The organism is uncultured Sphingomonas sp., from assembly GCF_964244265.1.
In the GTDB taxonomy this organism is placed as follows: domain Bacteria; phylum Pseudomonadota; class Alphaproteobacteria; order Sphingomonadales; family Sphingomonadaceae; genus Sphingomonas.
Genome location: NZ_CAXTHV010000045.1, coordinates 1 through 16,735 on the forward strand (window position 1 = coordinate 1; position 16,735 = coordinate 16,735).

Annotated in this window: 19 protein-coding genes and 1 pseudogene; 10 read left to right on the top strand and 10 right to left on the bottom strand. The window is 66.1% G+C overall.

Annotated elements, in window-relative coordinates:
- The 5 genes and pseudogenes from ACFE7K_RS14650 to ACFE7K_RS14670 form a co-directional block, all read left to right on the top strand.
- Positions 1-461: pseudogene (locus ACFE7K_RS14650) on the top strand (6-phosphogluconate dehydrogenase (decarboxylating)); the annotation flags it as partial.
- A complete protein-coding gene (locus tag ACFE7K_RS14655; RefSeq protein WP_375398941.1) occupies positions 458-1,276 on the top strand; it encodes a Cof-type HAD-IIB family hydrolase in 819 nt (272 codons plus the stop codon). The pseudogene ACFE7K_RS14650 and the gene ACFE7K_RS14655, both read left to right, overlap by 4 nt.
- A complete protein-coding gene (locus ACFE7K_RS14660) occupies positions 1,277-2,023 on the top strand; it encodes an HAD-IIB family hydrolase (RefSeq protein WP_375398942.1) in 747 nt (248 codons plus the stop codon). It abuts the gene before it with no gap.
- A gap of 59 nt (positions 2,024-2,082) precedes the next feature.
- Complete coding sequence (locus tag ACFE7K_RS14665) at positions 2,083-3,744, top strand: helicase HerA-like domain-containing protein (RefSeq protein WP_375398943.1); 1,662 nt, start codon at positions 2,083-2,085, stop codon at positions 3,742-3,744.
- Between the two features lie 36 nt (positions 3,745-3,780).
- On the top strand, positions 3,781-5,010 hold the full coding sequence (locus ACFE7K_RS14670; protein ID WP_375398944.1) for a M20 family metallopeptidase: 1,230 nt from the start codon (positions 3,781-3,783) through the stop codon (positions 5,008-5,010).
- Between the two features lie 213 nt (positions 5,011-5,223).
- Here the strand turns inward: ACFE7K_RS14670 and ACFE7K_RS14675 are convergent, their stop codons facing one another.
- Entirely contained in the window at positions 5,224-6,192 is a 969-nt protein-coding gene (locus tag ACFE7K_RS14675) for an isopenicillin N synthase family dioxygenase (RefSeq protein ID WP_375398945.1), read from the bottom strand.
- 181 nt (positions 6,193-6,373) lie between these two features.
- On the opposite strand from ACFE7K_RS14675, the gene ACFE7K_RS14680 reads away from it, so the two are divergent.
- The 3 genes from ACFE7K_RS14680 (at position 6,374) to ACFE7K_RS14690 (ending at position 8,573) form a co-directional block, all read left to right on the top strand.
- Entirely contained in the window at positions 6,374-7,612 is a 1,239-nt protein-coding gene (locus ACFE7K_RS14680) for a multidrug effflux MFS transporter (protein ID WP_375398946.1), read from the top strand.
- 158 nt (positions 7,613-7,770) lie between these two features.
- Positions 7,771-8,112, top strand: a complete 342-nt coding sequence (locus tag ACFE7K_RS14685; RefSeq protein ID WP_375398947.1) for a DNA primase — start codon at positions 7,771-7,773, stop codon at positions 8,110-8,112.
- A 62-nt stretch (positions 8,113-8,174) separates the two neighbouring features.
- Positions 8,175-8,573: an ExbD/TolR family protein gene (locus tag ACFE7K_RS14690; protein ID WP_375398948.1), complete on the top strand. Its 399-nt coding sequence runs from the start codon at positions 8,175-8,177 to the stop codon at positions 8,571-8,573.
- A gap of 4 nt (positions 8,574-8,577) precedes the next feature.
- On the opposite strand, the gene ACFE7K_RS14695 is transcribed toward ACFE7K_RS14690, so the two are convergent.
- A complete protein-coding gene (locus ACFE7K_RS14695) occupies positions 8,578-8,775 on the bottom strand; it encodes a hypothetical protein (RefSeq protein WP_375398949.1) in 198 nt (65 codons plus the stop codon).
- A gap of 245 nt (positions 8,776-9,020) precedes the next feature.
- Between ACFE7K_RS14695 and ACFE7K_RS14700 the strand changes: the two genes are divergently transcribed.
- Complete coding sequence (locus tag ACFE7K_RS14700; protein ID WP_375398950.1) at positions 9,021-9,944, top strand: helix-turn-helix domain-containing protein; 924 nt, start codon at positions 9,021-9,023, stop codon at positions 9,942-9,944.
- Positions 9,945-10,096: 152 nt separating this feature from the next.
- Here the strand turns inward: ACFE7K_RS14700 and ACFE7K_RS14705 are convergent, their stop codons facing one another.
- The 6 genes from ACFE7K_RS14705 to ACFE7K_RS14730 form a co-directional block, all read right to left on the bottom strand.
- On the bottom strand, positions 10,097-10,738 hold the full coding sequence (locus tag ACFE7K_RS14705; protein WP_375398951.1) for a PEPxxWA-CTERM sorting domain-containing protein: 642 nt from the start codon (positions 10,736-10,738) through the stop codon (positions 10,097-10,099).
- A 254-nt stretch (positions 10,739-10,992) separates the two neighbouring features.
- Complete coding sequence (locus ACFE7K_RS14710; protein ID WP_375398952.1) at positions 10,993-11,718, bottom strand: hypothetical protein; 726 nt, start codon at positions 11,716-11,718, stop codon at positions 10,993-10,995.
- Between the two features lie 174 nt (positions 11,719-11,892).
- Complete coding sequence (locus ACFE7K_RS14715) at positions 11,893-12,702, bottom strand: hypothetical protein (protein ID WP_375398953.1); 810 nt, start codon at positions 12,700-12,702, stop codon at positions 11,893-11,895.
- A 2-nt stretch (positions 12,703-12,704) separates the two neighbouring features.
- A complete protein-coding gene (locus ACFE7K_RS14720; RefSeq protein ID WP_375398954.1) occupies positions 12,705-13,760 on the bottom strand; it encodes a ribonucleotide-diphosphate reductase subunit beta in 1,056 nt (351 codons plus the stop codon).
- 13 nt (positions 13,761-13,773) lie between these two features.
- A complete protein-coding gene (locus ACFE7K_RS14725) occupies positions 13,774-13,944 on the bottom strand; it encodes a hypothetical protein (RefSeq protein ID WP_375398955.1) in 171 nt (56 codons plus the stop codon).
- The gene (locus ACFE7K_RS14730; RefSeq protein ID WP_375398956.1) at positions 13,941-14,141 is read right to left on the bottom strand and encodes a hypothetical protein; all 201 of its coding nucleotides are present in this window, start codon (positions 14,139-14,141) and stop codon (positions 13,941-13,943) included. The genes ACFE7K_RS14725 and ACFE7K_RS14730 overlap by 4 nt, the downstream gene beginning before the upstream one ends.
- Positions 14,142-14,383: 242 nt before the next feature.
- Between ACFE7K_RS14730 and ACFE7K_RS14735 the strand changes: the two genes are divergently transcribed.
- A complete protein-coding gene (locus ACFE7K_RS14735) occupies positions 14,384-14,635 on the top strand; it encodes a DUF2171 domain-containing protein (RefSeq protein WP_375398957.1) in 252 nt (83 codons plus the stop codon).
- A 68-nt stretch (positions 14,636-14,703) separates the two neighbouring features.
- Here ACFE7K_RS14735 and ACFE7K_RS14740 read toward each other — a convergent pair whose 3' ends face one another.
- Positions 14,704-15,117 carry an endonuclease domain-containing protein gene (locus ACFE7K_RS14740; protein ID WP_375398958.1) on the bottom strand — a complete coding sequence of 138 codons (414 nt, stop codon included), beginning with the start codon at positions 15,115-15,117 and terminating at the stop codon, positions 14,704-14,706.
- Between the two features lie 119 nt (positions 15,118-15,236).
- On the bottom strand, positions 15,237-16,735 hold a 1,499-nt coding region (locus ACFE7K_RS14745), incomplete at its 5' end, for a ribonucleoside-diphosphate reductase subunit alpha (protein ID WP_375398959.1).

Consider the following 16,735-nt stretch of genomic DNA (forward strand, 5'->3'; position numbering starts at 1 on the left):
AAAAGGGCTATATCCATGCCGGCCCGGCCGGGGCGGGGCATTTCGTGAAGATGGTTCACAACGGCATCGAATATGGCCTGATGCAGGCCTATGCCGAGGGCTTCGATATCCTCAAGACGAAGAAGTCCGACCATCTGCCCGAGGACGAGCGTTACGACCTCAACCTGACCGACATCGCCGAAGTGTGGCGGCGCGGTTCGGTGATCTCGTCGTGGCTGCTAGACCTCACCGCCGCGGCGCTCGCCAAGGACCAGATGCTCGAGCAATTTTCCGGCCGCGTCGCCGACTCCGGCGAGGGGCAGTGGACCATCGACGCCGCGATGGAGGAGAAGGTGCCGGCCATGGTGCTCACCGCCGCGCTGTTCGCGCGCTACCGCAGCCGGGTGGAGCATACGTTCGGCGACCAGGTGCTGTCGGCGATGCGCTTCGGCTTCGGCGGCCATGTCGAGATGCCGCAATGACGCAGCCAATCAGGCTGCTCGTCTCCGATGTCGATGGCACGCTGGTCGACAAGCAGAAGGAGCTGACGCCCGCGACGATCGATGCCGTGCATCGGCTGGCGGCGGCGGGGGTAGGCTTCACGATCATCTCCGCCCGGCCGCGCTCCGGCATGATGCCGATTGCCGACGCGCTGGCGATCGACGCGCCGATGGCGGCGTTCAACGGCGGCCTGCTGTTCAGGCGCGACGGATGGCTGGGCGAGCATCACATGATCGCGGCCGCGGTGGCGCGAGGCGTGCTGGACATGGCTTACGGGGCGCAGGTCGACATCTGGGTGTTTGCCGACGATCGCTGGTATGCGTCGACCGACCGGGGCAAGCACGTCGAGCATGAGCGGGTCGCCTCCGACCAGGCGCCGATCGTGCGGGAGGATTTCACCGACCTGCTCGACCGCGCCGACAAGATCACCTTCGTCAGCGACGATGCGCTCGTCCTCGCCGATCTGCTTGTCCGCGCCCGGGCGGCATTCGGCGAGCGGGCGACGATCGCGCAGTCGCAGACCTACTATCTCGACATCACTGCGCCCGAGGCCAACAAGGGCGCGGGCATCGAGGCGCTCGTGGCCGCGATGGGCGTTACGCTGGCCGACACGGTTGCGATCGGTGACCAGCACAACGACGTGCCGATGCTCGAACGCGCGGGCCTGTCGATCGCGATGGGCAATGCCCCCGACGCGGTGAAGGCCGCCGCGCACGACGTTACCGACGCCAACGACGCCGACGGCGTGGCGCACGCGATCGACCGCCTCATCCTTCCTCATGTGGAGCACGCTTAAGTGAAGCAACTCGTCGCCTTCGATCTCGACAACACGCTCGCCGCCTCGAAGCAGCCGCTGGAGCCGTTCATGAGCGAGGCGCTCGCCGACCTACTCGGCGTCGCCGACGTCGCGGTAATCTCGGGCGGCGACTGGCCGCAGTTCCAGAAGCAGGTCGCCTCGCGCCTCCCCGAGCGCGCCGATCTCGCGCGGCTGTGGCTGATGCCGACGACGGGGACCAAGCTCTATACCTATCGTGACGGCGAATGGTCGGCGGTCTATGCCGAGCTGTTCGACGAGGCGACCAAGCAGAAGATCTTCACGGCGTTCGACGAATCGCTCAAAGCGACCGGGTTCGTGCCCGAACAGACCTGGGGCGAGCGCGTCGAGGATCGCGGCAGCCAGATCACCTTTTCCGCGCTCGGCCAGCAGGCGCCGCTCGACGCCAAGGAGCATTGGGACCCCGATTTCGCCAAGCGCAAGGTCATCCAGGCCGACCTCAAGCAGCGGCTGCCGGGCCTGTCGATCAACATGGGCGGTGCAACCTCGATCGACATCACCCGCGAGGGCGTCGACAAGGCCTATGGCCTGCGCAAGCTGAGCGAGGTGTCCGGCTTTCCGCTCGATGGCTTCCTGTTCATGGGCGATGCGATCTTCCCCGGCGGCAACGATTATCCCGCCAAGGAGATGGGCCTCGACACCGTCAAGGTCCGCGACCCGCAGGATACCGCCTCGGTCATCGCCGGGATCGTCGCCTGCCTGAAATAGGCGTGGCTTGGCGTCCGTTCCGACGGGCTCTATCCTGACCTGAAGCAAGAGGAGCGGGCATGGCGGACGGCATCTTCATCGGGGCGGGCGAGGGCGGGGCGAATCCGCAGATCCTGCCGCTGTCGCGCGCCAACCGCCACGGCCTGATCGCCGGAGCGACCGGCACCGGCAAGACGGTGACGTTGCAGGGCCTGGTCGAGGGATTGTCCCGCAACGGCGTGCCGTGCTTCGTCGCCGACGTGAAGGGCGACCTGTCCGGTCTCGCCATGGCCGGATCGCCGCAGGGCAAGCTCCACGCCACCTTCGCCGCGCGCGCCGCCGAGATCGGCGACAAGGACTGGGCCTATGCCGATACCCCGGTGCAGTTCTGGGACCTATTCGGGGAGCAGGGCCATCCGATCCGCACCACCGTCAGCGAGATGGGGCCGCTGCTGCTCGCGCGGTTGATGGACCTGAACGAGGTACAGGAGGGCGTGCTCACGATCGCCTTCCACGTCGCCGACCAAGACAAATTGCTGCTGCTCGACCTCGACGACCTTCAGGCGATGCTTGCCGAGTGCGCCAACCAGGCCGACGAGCTGACCGTCACCTATGGCAACGTCTCGAAGCAATCGGTAGGCACGATCCAGCGCTCGCTGCTCCAGCTCCGCAGCCAGGGCGGCGAGCATTTCTTCGGCGAGCCCGCGCTGGACATGGGCGATTTCATCAAGCTCGACGACAAGGGCCGGGGCGTCGTCAACGTGCTCGCCGCCGATAAATTGATGGCGAGCCCCAAGCTCTATTCGACCTTCCTGCTGTGGCTGCTGAGCGAGCTGTTCGAGCAGCTTCCCGAGGTCGGCGACCCCGACAAGCCGAAGCTGTGCTTCTTCTTCGACGAGGCGCATCTGCTGTTCAACGACGCGCCCAAGGCGCTGCTCGAGAAGATCGAGCAGGTCGTGCGGCTGATCCGGTCGAAGGGCGTCGGCGTCTATTTCATCACCCAGAACCCGATCGACATCCCCGACACCGTTGCGGCGCAGCTCAACAACCGTATCCAGCACAAGCTCAACGCCTTCACCCCGCGCGACCAGCAGGCGGTCAACGCCGCCGCGCAGACCTTTCGCGCCAACCCCGGGGTCGATGTCGCGAGCGCGATCACCGAGCTCAAGATCGGTGAGGCACTGGTGTCGTTGCTCCAGCCGGACGGCTCGCCCGAGCCGGTCCAGCGCACGTTGATCGCGCCGCCGGGATCGCGCGTTGGGCCGGTGACGCCGGTCGAGCGCGGCGTACTGATCCAGACGGATGCGATCGGCGATAAATACGACAAGCTGATCGACCGCGTCTCCGCGGAGGAATTGCTCAAGGCCAAGGCCGACGAGGCGAGCGCCGCCGCGACCCATGCGCAGGCGGATGCCGAGGCGGCCAAGGCCGCCGCCGCGCAGGCCAAAGCCGACGCGGTCGCCGCCAAGGAGGCCGAACGCACGCGCCTGGCCGCTCAGCGCGACGCCGACCGTCAGGCGCGGCTCGACGCGCAGGCGCAGCGGACCGCCGAGCGCGAGGCGGCGAACAGCCCGTGGAACCGCGCGATTCGCACCGCAACGCGCTCGGCGACCAGCTCAGCGGGAACGGCGATTGCGCGGGAGGTGACCAAGGTGGCGTTCGGCAAATCCGGCGGGATCGCTGGCGGCGTCGTCGGTGGGCTGGTGCGGGGCGTGCTGGGCGGGTTGTTCCGAGGGCGCTGACAGGCGTAAGGTCGCACCAACTTTCAGGAGCTTACCATGTCCTTCGACCTCGACGCCGCGACCGACTGGAGCAGTATCGGCGAAGAGGGGCTCGACGACATCGTCGCGCTCCGACGCGCGATCCACGCCGATCCCGAGGTCGGGCTTCACTGCCCACGCACGACCGAAAAGGCGAAGGCGGCGCTGGCGGGACTGCCGCTCGAAATCCATGACTCCACCTCGACCACCGGCTTCGTCGCCATCCTGCGCGGCGGCCCCGCGGCGCGAGAGGGAAGCAATGGCCGTACCGTCCTGTTGCGCGGCGATATGGATGCGCTGCCGATGGAAGAGCAGACGGGACTGCCCTTCGCCAGCCGCAACGCCGGCGCGATGCACGCCTGTGGCCACGACGCGCATACCGCGATGCTGGTCGGCGCGGCCAGGGCCTTGTGCGCGCGGCGCGACTACCTGCCCGGCACGATTGTCTTCATGTTCCAGCCCGGCGAGGAAGGACATCACGGCGCGCGCTTCATGATCGAGGACGGGCTGCTGGCAAAGGCCGCGCCCGAGGCGGCGTTCGCGCTCCACATCTCGCCGAACATGCCCGCCGGCACGGTGGTCAGCCGTGCCGGGGCGCTGCTCGCCTCGGCGGAGACGGTCCATGCCCGCATCACCGGCGCGGGCGGTCATGCGGCGATGCCGCACGACAATATCGACCCGGTGCCGATCGCCTGCGAGATCGTGCTGGCGCTCCAGACCTTCATTGCTCGCCGCATCCCCGTGCAGGATCCCGCCGTACTGACGATCACGACGATCAAAGCCGGCACGGGCGCGCACAATATCATCGGCGATACCGCCGAACTGCTCGGCACGATGCGGACTCTGTCGGAAAGCACGCGGACCAGGATGCACGAGGCGTTCGAGCGGCTGGTGACCGGCATCGCCGGGGCGCACGGCGCGACCGCGGAGGCGTGGATTGACCGGGGCTATCCGGTGACGCAGAACGACCCGCGCGCGGTGGCGATGTTCGAGGAATGCGCCGGGGCCATCGGGGCGGCCTATATCACCATGCCGGCGCCGATGATGGGCGGTGAGGACTTCGCCTATGTCCTGCGCGACGTGCCCGGCGCAATGGCGTTTCTGGGCGTCGCGCCCGAGGGCAGCGACTTCCGCACCAACCCGCCGTTGCATAATACCAGGATGACGATCGAGGAGAGCGTCATGGCGACGGGCGTGGCGCTGCATTGCGCGATGGCGGAGCGATTCCTGGCGCGGGGCTTCGACTGAGCCATCGTTGACGGTGCCTCGGACGCCTCGCGAAAGTTCACAAAGATCGCGCCAAATCGCGCAGAATGTCGTTCAGCCGAAACATGGATACGACGAACCAAGCGGCTGACGGACGTTATTCTGTCCCTGCCGGGGTGCTGGTGACGATATCAAAGAGCTTGAGGACGCTGCCGGACAAGGGACGTGTAGGACAGCCAAAAAAGCGCCGTCGCGCTACTTCTTCACCAGCCCAATCTCCACCAGCCGCTCGTGCAAATAGTCGTGCGCGGTGATCGGGGTCGGGTAGCGGTCGGGGTTGTCCGCCGTGATCGTGTCCAGCAGCGTCTCGATCAGGAAATCGGGCGCGGGGTGGAGGAAGAAGGGCATCGAATAGCGTGAATGACCGCGGCGCTCCGGCGGCGGGTTGACGACCCGGTGGGTGGTCGAGGGCAGGACGTGGTTGGTCAGGCGCTGGAGCATGTCGCCGACATTGACGACGAGCGCGTCGGCGGGCGGCTTGATCGCGAGCCAGCGACCGGAATCGCGGTCGAGCAGCTCCAGGCCGGCCTCTTCCGCGCCCAACAGTAGCGTGATCAGGTTGATGTCTTCGTGCGCGCCGGCGCGGACACCCTCGGCATCGGCGGGGATGGGGGGATAGTGGAGGAGGCGGAGGACCGAATTGCCGTCCTCGACCGCGTGGTCGAACCAGTCGGAGGCAAGGCCGAGATCGATGGCGATGGCCGACAGCAGCTTGTCGCCGGCGCGGTCGAAGGCGGCGAACAGCTCGATGAAGGTGTCGCGGAAGCTTTCGGGACGGGTCGGCCAGACGTTGGGGGCCATGCTGTCGGCGAAGCGATGCCCGGCCGGCAGCTCGCGACCGACATGCCAGAACTCCTTGAGGTCGACCGCGCTCGCGCCCTTGGCAATCTCGGTCTTGAACGGCGTGTAGCCGCGCGCGCCGCCGCCGCCCGGCGTGAAATAGTCGCGCTTCTCGGCGTGGGGGAGCGCGAAGAGCTTCGCCGTCTCCTGCCAGGCGCGGTCGATCAGATCCTGCGGGATGCCGTGGTCGGCGACGATCGCGAAACCGAAGCGGCGGAAAGACCCGCCGAGGTCGGCGGCAAAGCCCTGCGGGTCGCGCGCCTGGCTGGCGAGGGAAAGGGTGGGCACTTCGGCCGTGCTGGGAGCAATAGGGGTGTCGAGCATGAAGGAGATATAGGCCGATGCTTTCTCTCCGTCACCCCGGCCACGTGCCGGGGTCCACTTCAGGACAGGCCTGAACGCGAAGATCGGCGCGACACGCCCGGTGTTTGGGTGCCGGCACAGGGCCGGCATGACGGATTGAGGGTGACTGGCATGGGCCTTCATCGTTAAAGGCTCCTCCATCGTGACCGCTCGACCCACCCCCGCGCCCACCGGCGCGCCGATCGGCTTTGCCGAGTTCACGGCGATGGTCGCCGCGCTGATGGCGTTGGGGGCGCTCGGCATCGACACGATGCTGCCGGCGCTGCCCGCGATCGGCGAGGCGCTGGGCGTCGCCGAGGAGAACCGGCGGCAGTTCGTCATCACCGCCTTCCTGCTCGGCTTCGGCGTCGGCCAGTTGCTGCACGGGCCGCTCGCGGACCGTTACGGCCGCCGCCCGGTGCTGGTCACCGCGCTCGTCGCCTATGCCGCCGCCAATCTGGTCTGCGCGGTCGCCGACAGTTTTCCGGCGCTGCTCGCCGCGCGCGTGCTCGGCGGGATGGCGGGGGCGGCGACGCGGGTGGTGCCGATCGCGATCGTGCGCGACCGATTCGAGGGCCGGGCGATGGCGCGGGTGATGTCGACCGCGTTCATCATGTTCATGATCGTCCCCGTGCTTGCCCCGACCGTGGGCGTCGGTCTGTTGCTGGTCAGCGACTGGCGCTTCATCTTTGCGGTCATCGCCGGGCTGGCGGCGGTGGTGGCGGCCTGGTTCTGGATACGGATGCCCGAGACGCAGCATCCGGAGGACCGGCTGCCGCTGTCGCCCGCGCGCATCGCCGGCGGCTGGCGCACGACCGTCACCGACCGGCTGTCGCTGGGCTACATGCTCGCGGCGGGCGCGATGCAGGGCGGGATCTATGGCTATCTCAATTCGATCGGGCAGGTCGTGGGCGACAGCTTCGGGCGGCCGACGCTGCTCCCGCTCGTCTTCGCGCTGACGGCCGGCGCGATCGCGCTGAGCAACTTCGCCAATGCCCGGTTTGTGATGCGTTTCGGCCAGCGGCTGCTGTCGCATGGCTCGGTGTGCGCGGTGCTGGTCATCGCGGCGCTGCATCTGGCGGTCTATCATGCTGGGCTGGAGACGCTGACCGTCTTCATCGTGCTCCAGGCGATGACGCTGGCGTGCTTCGGGATGATCGGGACCAATTTCTCGACGATGGCGATGCAGAATATGGGGCATATCGCGGGCACCGCGTCGAGCGTGCAGGGGTTCGCAAGCGTCATGCTGGGGTCGCTGATCGGCGCCGTGATCGGTCAGGCGTTCGACGGCACGCCGGCGCCGATGATTGCCGGGTTCATCGGCGTGTCGATGCTGGCGCTGCTGCTGGCCGCCGTCACCGAGCGGGGGCGGCTGTTCCATCCCGTGCCGCCGGGAGGCTGACCAGCCGGACTGGCCGCCCGCGACGTCGAAGCCCGGCGATGCCGGGCCCGGCCGGCCTTGTGCGTCTCAGGCGTCGCTGCGCTACGCCGGTGCGCTCTGCGGCGGAACCTGACCGCCCGCCCCGCCGTTCGCGCCTCACCAACATTCAGGAGGCGGACATGGGCGGACATCAGGTGACGGGCGCTGGCACGGGCGACGACGGTTACGACGAGGACGGCTATGACGAGAGCCAGCGCGCCGAGATCCTGGAGGCGACGCGCGACGGGCCCAGCGACGGCAATCTGCTGACCGATCTCAACCCCGACCTGGGCGGCGACGCCGAGGAAGAACCACTCGACGAACTCGACATGGAGGACGGCGAGGTCGGCGAGACCGATTCGACCGTGCCGATGGCCGAGGAGGACATCGACGAGGACGACACCCAATCGTCCTTCGACGATGGCGACGATGATGAAGACGATGAGCTGGACGACGCCGACGACGTGGCGTTGAAGCCCTGAAGCGGCTTGCGGCCTCCTTCCGATATGTTACGATGTAACATCAACCGGAGAGGAGGCCGTTCATGTCCACCATCACGTCTCACGAGCCGCTGGCCGAGCTCAACATCACGCCGTTGATCGATGTGCTCCTGGTGCTGATCGTCATGTTCATCCTGTGCCTGCCGATGGCGACCAACGAATTGCCGATCGACCTGCCGGGCAAGGCGGGGCCGGCCAGCGACGCGCCGGTGCATCGGCTGGCGATCGACCGGGCCGGGGTTGTGAGCTGGGACGGCGTCGAGGTCGGCGGCGCGGGACTTGATGCGCGCCTGCGCGATATCGTGAGGAGCGGGGGTCAGCTGACGCTGGCGTCGGATGCGCTCACGCGCTTCGAGGCGGTCGACCGGACGCTGGCGACGATCAAGCGCGCCGGGGTGACGCGGCTCGGCTTCGAGGGCAACGAGCGCTACGCGGCCTTCTGATCCGTCAAGGGGCGGCGTTGGCGAGCGCCGCGAGGTCGGCGGCGTCCACCGCTGCGCCGGTGACGTCGACGGCGGTCGCATCGGCCTTGGCCGTCCTCGGCGGCGGCGAAGGCGCGGTGTCGGCGATGTCATAGGCGATCCACACCACGCCGCCTGCCCAGAGCAGCGCCGACCAGCGGTTGCGGAAGAGGCGCGAGAACATACCCGATCCCGTGCGCCGGGCGATGTCGACGTGGCGTTAGCGGACGCGGTTAACGCCGGTCGGGCCGACGCCGATGCCCGACGAGCCGGCGGCATGACGGCATTCGGCGGCGAGTCCCGCGTGTGGACGGGCTTCGCGCTTGAAAGTCGGCGGGTTTTTTGGCCAAATTGCGCGGGGGCGACCGAGTCGGGGGACGATCGGCGCCGACAGGGGTCGCGAAACGGATGGAGCAGGCGGGCGCAGGCATGGCGAGCGGGGCCGAGCCCCGCGTGGCGGTACGTATCCACCGGCCCTGCGAGGCGCTGATCGGCTACATCACCTTCTTCTATTTCGTCGACATCGGCGGGCCGCTGACCGACTTTCTCTATCCCGAATGGGGCAATGTCCGCTTCTCGATCGCCGGGCAGTGGGACGTGCTGATGGACGGGTTCGAATCGCCGCCGCCGCGCACCGCGGCGCTGTTCGGGCCGACCGACCGGCCGGGCCGGATCGTGACCACCGGCGGGCGCTGCATCGGCTTCGGCATGACGCCGATCGGGTGGCACCGGCTGATCGGCGGCGACGCGAGCGAGATGGCGAACCGGATCGCGCCGCTGGAGCACCGGCTCGGCTTCGACGGCGAGGCATTGCTCGACGCGCTGGTGGCGGAGCCCGACGAGACGGCGAGCGTCGCGACGATCGAGCGGCTGCTGCTCGCCCGGCTAGCGACGCGGCCGCCGGTCAGCCCGGCGGTGCGCGCGGTGGACCGAGCGCTGCGGATGCGGCCCGCCGAGGTCGTCGAGTTCGCCGAGCTGGCCGAGCTGACCGAGCGGACGCTGTACCGGCTGTGCCTCAAGACCTTCGGCTTCGCACCCAAGCGGCTGATGCGGCTGCAACGCTTCCTCGACACGCTCGGCCAGGTCCGCAGCGCGATCGGCGGCCAGGTGCGCGGTTCGATCGACAGCTATTTCGACCAGGCGCATTTCTACCGCGATTTCCGCGACTTCATGGGCATGACCCCGCGCGCCTACTTCGGCGCGCCGCGCCGGCTGATGGCGGCGGCGGCGATGGAACAGATGCGCGCCGGGGTCAGCCTGTCCTTTCGCCTGCCGCCGCAACCCGGCGACGACGAGCCGGAACGTAGAGCGGAGCCGCCGCCGGCCCCCCTTCGGCTGGCGGCGGCCCGCTGAGCAGGCGAAGGCGGGCGCCTTCGCCCGGGGCGCGGCGGCGTGAAATCGTGCCGCTCGTGCCGAACTCGGGGTCGTCCCGGAGTGAGTCGGACGACCGCCGACTCGTGTCGCACAACCGGCACGAATGATTGTATATTTCCGACATCGCCGCGTCAGGCGACGGCCCGCTTGGCCGGGCGGCGGCGCAGGCCGGCACCGACGACGCCGAAGCCGATCGTCAGCATCGCCCAGCTCGCCGGTTCGGGCACCGCGCCGACCGCCGCCGGGCCGATCAGGCTGATGTCGTCGACGCCCAGGTCGTTGTTGATATAGCTATGGTTGTTGTTGAGCAACGTCAGGGTGAGGCTGGTCGCGGCGCCGGAGTTGAACGTGATCGATACGTGCTGCCATTGGCCGTTGTCCGATACGGTCGTGTCCATGCCGATCTGGCTGCCGTTCGCCGTGGTCGAGACGATCGGCTGACTGCCGCCGGTGAGGTTGCGGACCCAATAGCTGAACGTATAGGCGCTGTTGGCCGCGACGTTGGTGGTTTCCGACCAGAAGTAACTGCTGTCGCTATTGGCGTCGACCGCCATGAAATAGTCCGAGCCGGTGGTGTGGTCGGTGATGCCGTTATAGTTTCTGGTGAAGAAATAGGATCCCTGCGGCACGCCCCCGCCATTGTAGAGATAGGTCGTCGAGAAGCCGGCATTGCCGCCATCGAAATTGCCGTTGACGACGAGATCGGCGGCACTGGTGGCGGTCGGCGCGGCGACCAGCGCCACGGCGGTCGCGAGAATCAGATTCGGCTTCATCGTTTCCCCCATGATCGATGACGCCGCACCGCCCCCGGCGGCGCCGTCGTCGACGTCGCGTTGTCCATCGCGGATAAACCCGCATGGGTATTGGACATTCCGGACAAGGTGGCTCGTCAGCGCGCGGCGGGATCGGGCGACCGACCGAGGAGAAGTGGCCGTCCGTCCGCCGACCGCTTCTCCCCTGCTTCCGAAACAGCCGTCCGCGCCCCCAAAGGTCACAAAAGTCGCACCCTCTCGCGTGCGCGCGCGAGTCACCCGTCCTCGTCCTGGTCGCCGGGGGCCGAATCGAAGAAGTCGCGGCTGTTGATCTCGACCATCTCGATCGCCTGATCGGCGAGGTCGGCGAGCTGAGCGGGGAAGCCCGCGCGCGCCTCGGTCGCCATCGCCTCGAAGCCGGTCCAGCGGTCGCCGGGGCGGCCGGCGGGGAGGAGGTGCTGGAGCAGGAACATCAGCAATTTGTCGGACGGCGCGCGGGTGGTGGTCTTGAGCTCGCCCTCGACCCAGGTCTCCTTGACGGTGCCGCGCGTCGCGCGCTCATAGGCGAGCGCGGTCAGGCGCGCGGTGGCGAGCTTGAGCGCCATGTCCCAGGCGCGGGCGAACGCGGCGCCTTTTGGATGCGAGCGGAGGCGGTAGGCAGAGCGCGACGACACCCCGGCCTGCGAACACGCCATGGAGATCGAGCCGGTCTCGGCGAGCGCGGTGAGGAAGGTCCGCTGCCGCTTGGCGGTCCACCCGTCGTGGCGGGGCTTGAGCTGGGCTGGGGTGTAGGGGGCGGTGGTGCCGGCCTCGCCCGGGGGCGTGGGGTCGGGACAAGTTGAGGAAATTGAGGCCACCGCGCGTAGTTTCCGCGCCGGCGTGGCGGCGGGCTCGGGCGGCAGCGGCGGGTTCAGCGCCGGGTCGTCGTAGCGGTATTCCCAATGGCCGTGGTTGTTGACCATGCGGCCGGCGGGTTCGTCGATGTGCTGGGAAGGCTTCATTTCTGGCTCCTGTCGTTCGAGGAGCCGGAGCAGTTATACAGGGCGGGGGTTGTAGGACAGTTCTATTTTAAAGGCTTGCCCCACGTCATGCCTTTAGCCCAAGATAAGCGAGAAATGCGCAAATTCTAATACGTCTCGTGCGATTTGCTAATGTGGCCTGTCAATCGACAGGGGCTAAAATGGGATATCATCAGGCGACGAACCAGGCTCCAGATCGAGATGTCGACCAATTCTCAGGTTTTCAAACTCGGCTTGCATTAACGAACGGTATGATCGAAGAAGCTCCGTCCGGCCAAGTTCTGTTACTCGATAACTATAGGATACTCGGCCAAAATCTCCGCTATCACTTCGAAATCGTTCTAGAAACCCTGTATCGACCAAATGCGCCGTGGCAAGTGCAATCATGCGTGATGTGATCATCCCTTTCCCGATGCTCTTCTCAACATCCCAAAGCGACGCTCCATCCGCAGACCTCATATCTTGTTCTAAAAACTCAAGACGACAAAGCCTTATAACTTCTTCAATCTCGTCAAAATCAACTTTCGTTTCTAGCCTTTGTTCGACTGCTTTCGCCTGCCAAGTTTCGGAAAGAGCAACACGAATGTTATCGGTAATTGCCTTCCCCAACTTTTCAAAATCAGATTGTGAATCTGTGCTATAAAATATCACAGTTCGATGAGATATATCGAACGGCAATCTAGAGCGCTTCGCCCTATCGCAAACGATCACCACCGGAACATTGAAAGCAAATGCATATCCAAGCTCAAGAAATACATTAGCGTTGTCTTCTGACGCATCGCAGAACGCTATGTCAGTCTCTCGTAAACCAGCCTCTATTTTCTCAATAACAGGTCGAGTTCCCAAAACTTGATCAGCGCGCACTGGAGAAGCACCTCCGGCCTCAATGGCAGGAGCAAATGTTTCGACAAACCGTCGATCGTAGGCACCTCCATCGAAGCGCTGAATTACAAAGCATTTTTCCATGTTTATTCCGCCGCCACCCCAGCCCGCGAGAACATGTCCTCGCCCACCACTACATCCTCGTTCGCCGCCGGCCCGGCCTTGGCCTTCTGGCGCTTGTCGAACGAATCCCAGACCTCGTTCCACTGGCCCTTGGTCGCCGCCTTCGAATATTCCGTCGCGCGCTGTTCGAAGAAATTGGCGTGCTCGACGCCGTTCAGCATCGGGGCGAGCCACGGCAGGGGGTGTTCGTCGATCATGTAGATCGGCTTCAGCCCGAGCTGGTTCATCCGCCAGTCGGCGATGTAGCGGATGTACTTCTTGATCTCCTTGGGCGTCATGCCGTTGACCGGGCCCATCTCGAAGGCGAGGTCGATGAAATTGTCCTCGAGCCGGATCGTGGTCTGGCAGACGTCGGCGATGTCGTCCTTCACCGCCTTGGTCAGGCACTGGCGCTCGGCGCAGAAGGTGTGGAACATCTTGATGATGCCCTCGCAATGCAGCGTCTCGTCGCGGATCGACCAGGTGACGATCTGGCCCATGCCCTTCATCTTGTTGAAGCGCGGGAAGTTCATCAGCATCGCGAAGCTGGCGAAGAGCTGGACGCCCTCGGTAAAGCCGCCGAACATGGCGAGTGTGCGCGCGATGTCCTCGTCGTTGTCGACGGTGAACTTCTGCATGTAGTCGTGCTTCTCCTTCATCTCGGCATATTCGAGGAAGGCGCCATACTCGCTCTCGGGCATCCCGATCGTGTCGAGCAGGTGGCTGTAGGCGGCGATATGGACCGTCTCCATGTTGCTGAACGCGGTCAGCATCATCTTGATCTCGGTCGGCTTGAACACGCGGCCGTATTTCTCGTGATAGCAATCCTGCACTTCGACATCGGCCTGGGTGAAGAAGCGGAAGATCTGGGTGAGCAGGTTGCGCTCGTGGTCCGACAGCTTCTGCGCCCAGTCGCGGCAATCCTCGCCGAGCGGAACTTCCTCGGGCAGCCAGTGGAGCTGCTGCTGGCGCTTCCAGAACTCAAACGCCCAGGGGTATTCGAAGGGCTTATACTGCTTGGAGGCGTGGAGAAGGGACATGGGGAGCTCCGGACTACAGGATGGTGAGGAAAAGATGGGCGGCGCTGGCGGCGAGGGCGAGAAGGGCAACGGGCAGGCGGGCGCGAAGGCTCCACGATGCGCGGGGGCGGGCGAGAACGACGACGAGCGCGGACAGCGAGAGCACCTGAAGTGCGCCGATCGCCCTGGCGGCGGGGCTGGTCATGACTCGACGTTCCACTGATGCATCGCGCTGGCCGAAAATGCCAGCACGACGCCGGCGGCGATCGCCATGATGCCGGCCATGCGGAAGACATAGACCTTGGCCGGGCCGCTCGGCCGGGTGAGCGCGAGGAGCAGGCCGGCGCCGATCAGGCACAGTAGCGCGGCGACCGCGTACATGATGATGACCTGCCAGCTCATGTGGGCCGGTTTCTTACAATCCCTCTCCCCTTGTGGGAGAGGGAGGGAGCAGCGCGCCAGCGCTGCGGAAGGGTGAGGGGGCGACCGCGCAGCGGTCGCGCGAGCCTGCGGCTCGCCCCCTCATCCGGCGCTGCGCGCCACCTTCTCCCACAAGGGGGGAAGGAATGGCGGACACGACGGCTCAATGCATCCAATCCCCTCGCTGCTCGTTCCGCCCCCGAACCCCTCACAGGAGACGAACCATGCACGACCATAGCAACATCAAGGAGCACATGACGGTAATCGGTGCCGACGGCGTCCATGTCGGCACGGTCGACCATGTCGACGGCGAGCGCATCAAGCTGACCAAGAACGACAGCGCGCAGACCGAGGACGGGCAGGGCGGCAAGCACCATTACCTGCCCGCCGGCCTGGTCGCGTCGATCGAGGGAGATACGGTGCGCCTGTCCGCGACCGCGCAGAACGCGGTAGACATGTTCGAAGAGGCGGAGTGACCGCTGACCGTTCCTCTCCTTCCAGCAGAGGGACGGAGCGTCGCAGGCGCGAGAGGGTGAGGACAGGGTCATAACGAGGGCTGACCTCCACCCCTGTCCTCACCCTTCCGCCGCTTCGTGCCTCGCCCCCTCTCCTGGAAGGCGAGGGAAATGGCGGCAATCACGCCGTCCAGGTTACTCATCACATCGGCGTTGTTGAAGCGTAGCACCCGGTAGCCCTGTCGTTCGATCAACCGTGTGCGGGCGGTGTCCTTTGCCTTCGTTCCGGCATGGGTATCGCCATCGACCTCGATCACCAGCTTCTCGCTAAAACACAGGATGTCGGGCTTGAACGGCCCCAGCGGCGACTGATGCCGCCATTTCAGCGTTGGAAACGCCTCCTTCAGCCCGCGTAGCAACCGCCGTTCAGGCTCGGGCGCGTCGCGGCGCAGTTCGCGGAGGCGGTCGACCGTGCCGGATGGCTGATGTTCGTAAGTCCGCACGTCACCCTCACCCTTCCGGCGCTTCGCGCCTCCCTCCCTCTCCCAATGGGAGAGGGAACAGCCGCCGCAGGCGGCGAAAGGGTGAGGGTGACGCCTCGCCCTTTCGAACGCTCATCCGACTACTGACACGCCAGACACTCATCATAATCCGTCGTCTCCCCGATCTCGAACCGGGGCGGCGCCAGCGTGTTGTCGGCTTCGACCCCGCTCTGGCCCTCCTGGCCCGCGAAGCCGGCGCGCTGGACCGACTTGGAGCGGAGGTAATAGAGCGACTTGATGCCCAGCTCCCACGCCCGGAAGTGGAGCATCAGCAGGTCCCATTTCTCGACGTCGGCCGGGATGAACAGGTTCAGCGACTGCGACTGGTCGATGTACGGCGTGCGGTCGCCCGCGAGCTCGAGCAGCCAGCGCTGGTCGATCTCGAAGCTGGTCTTGTAGCAATCCTTCTCTTCCGCGTTGAGGAAGTCGAGGTGCTGGACCGAGCCGCCGCGCTCCAGAATCGTATTCCACACCGCATCGGAGTTCTTGCTCTTCTCGTTGAGCAGCTTCTCCAGATACGGGTTCTTGATCGAGAAGCTGCCCGACAACGTCTTGTGGGTATAGATGTTAGCCGGGATCGGCTCGATGCAGGCGCTGGTGCCGCCGCAGATGATGCTGATCGACGCGGTCGGCGCGATCGCCATCTTGCACGAAAAGCGCTCCATCACCCCCATGTCGGCGGCGTCGGGGCAGGGGCCGCGCTCGATCGCGAGCTGCATCGAGGCCTCGTCGGCCTGCGCCTTGATCTGCTTGAAGATGCGCAGGTTCCACGATTTCGCCATCGCGCCCTCGAACGGCAGGCCGCGCGATTGCAGGAAGGAATGGAAGCCCATGACGCCCAGCCCCACCGAGCGTTCGCGCCCGGCGGAATAAGCGGCGCGCTCCATGCCGGGCTCGTGGCGGTCGATATAGTCCTGCAGCACGTTGTCGAGGAAGCGCATCACGTCCTCGACGAAGTGCGGCTCGTCCTTCCACTCGTCCCAGGTTTCGAGGTTGAGGGACGACAGGCAGCATACCGCGGTGCGCTCGCGACCCAGATGGTCCTTGCCGGTCGGCAGCGTGATCTCCGAGCAGAGGTTCGAGGTCGAGACCTTGAGCCCGAGGTCGCGGTGATGCTTGGGCATCGCCTTGTTCACGTGGTCAGCGAAGATGATGTACGGCTCGCCGGTCGCGAGCCGGGTCTCGACCAGTTTCTGGAACAGCGCGCGCGCGTCGACCCGCGCGCGCTCCGACTGGTCCTTGGGCGAGCGCAGGATCCACTCCGCGCCGTCGCGCACCGCCCGCATGAACGCGTCGGGGATGAGGACGCCGTGGTGGAGGTTCAGAGCCTTTCTGTTGAAGTCGCCGGAAGGCTTTCTGATCTCTAGGAACTCTTCGATCTCGGGATGCGAGATGTCGAGGTAGCAGGCGGCCGAGCCGCGGCGTAGCGAGCCCTGGCTGATCGCCAGCGTCAGGCTGTCCATGACGCGTACGAAGGGGATGATGCCACTGGTCTTGCCGTTGAGGCCGACCGGCTCGCCGATCCCGCGGACGTTGCCCCAATAGGTGCCGATCCCGCCGCCGCGCGACGCGAGCCAGA

Coding starts and splice junctions, on each gene's coding strand:
- ACFE7K_RS14655 (WP_375398941.1), top strand. CDS start 458: ATGACGCAGCCAATCAGGCTGCTCGTCTCCGATGTCGATGGCACGCTG.
- ACFE7K_RS14665 (WP_375398943.1), top strand. CDS start 2,083: ATGGCGGACGGCATCTTCATCGGGGCGGGCGAGGGCGGGGCGAATCCG.
- ACFE7K_RS14670 (WP_375398944.1), top strand. CDS start 3,781: ATGTCCTTCGACCTCGACGCCGCGACCGACTGGAGCAGTATCGGCGAA.
- ACFE7K_RS14675 (WP_375398945.1), bottom strand. CDS start 6,192: ATGCTCGACACCCCTATTGCTCCCAGCACGGCCGAAGTGCCCACCCTT.
- ACFE7K_RS14685 (WP_375398947.1), top strand. CDS start 7,771: ATGGGCGGACATCAGGTGACGGGCGCTGGCACGGGCGACGACGGTTAC.
- ACFE7K_RS14690 (WP_375398948.1), top strand. CDS start 8,175: ATGTCCACCATCACGTCTCACGAGCCGCTGGCCGAGCTCAACATCACG.
- ACFE7K_RS14695 (WP_375398949.1), bottom strand. CDS start 8,775: ATGTTCTCGCGCCTCTTCCGCAACCGCTGGTCGGCGCTGCTCTGGGCA.
- ACFE7K_RS14700 (WP_375398950.1), top strand. CDS start 9,021: ATGGCGAGCGGGGCCGAGCCCCGCGTGGCGGTACGTATCCACCGGCCC.
- ACFE7K_RS14705 (WP_375398951.1), bottom strand. CDS start 10,738: ATGAAGCCGAATCTGATTCTCGCGACCGCCGTGGCGCTGGTCGCCGCG.
- ACFE7K_RS14710 (WP_375398952.1), bottom strand. CDS start 11,718: ATGAAGCCTTCCCAGCACATCGACGAACCCGCCGGCCGCATGGTCAAC.
- ACFE7K_RS14715 (WP_375398953.1), bottom strand. CDS start 12,702: ATGGAAAAATGCTTTGTAATTCAGCGCTTCGATGGAGGTGCCTACGAT.
- ACFE7K_RS14720 (WP_375398954.1), bottom strand. CDS start 13,760: ATGTCCCTTCTCCACGCCTCCAAGCAGTATAAGCCCTTCGAATACCCC.
- ACFE7K_RS14725 (WP_375398955.1), bottom strand. CDS start 13,944: ATGACCAGCCCCGCCGCCAGGGCGATCGGCGCACTTCAGGTGCTCTCG.
- ACFE7K_RS14730 (WP_375398956.1), bottom strand. CDS start 14,141: ATGAGCTGGCAGGTCATCATCATGTACGCGGTCGCCGCGCTACTGTGC.
- ACFE7K_RS14735 (WP_375398957.1), top strand. CDS start 14,384: ATGCACGACCATAGCAACATCAAGGAGCACATGACGGTAATCGGTGCC.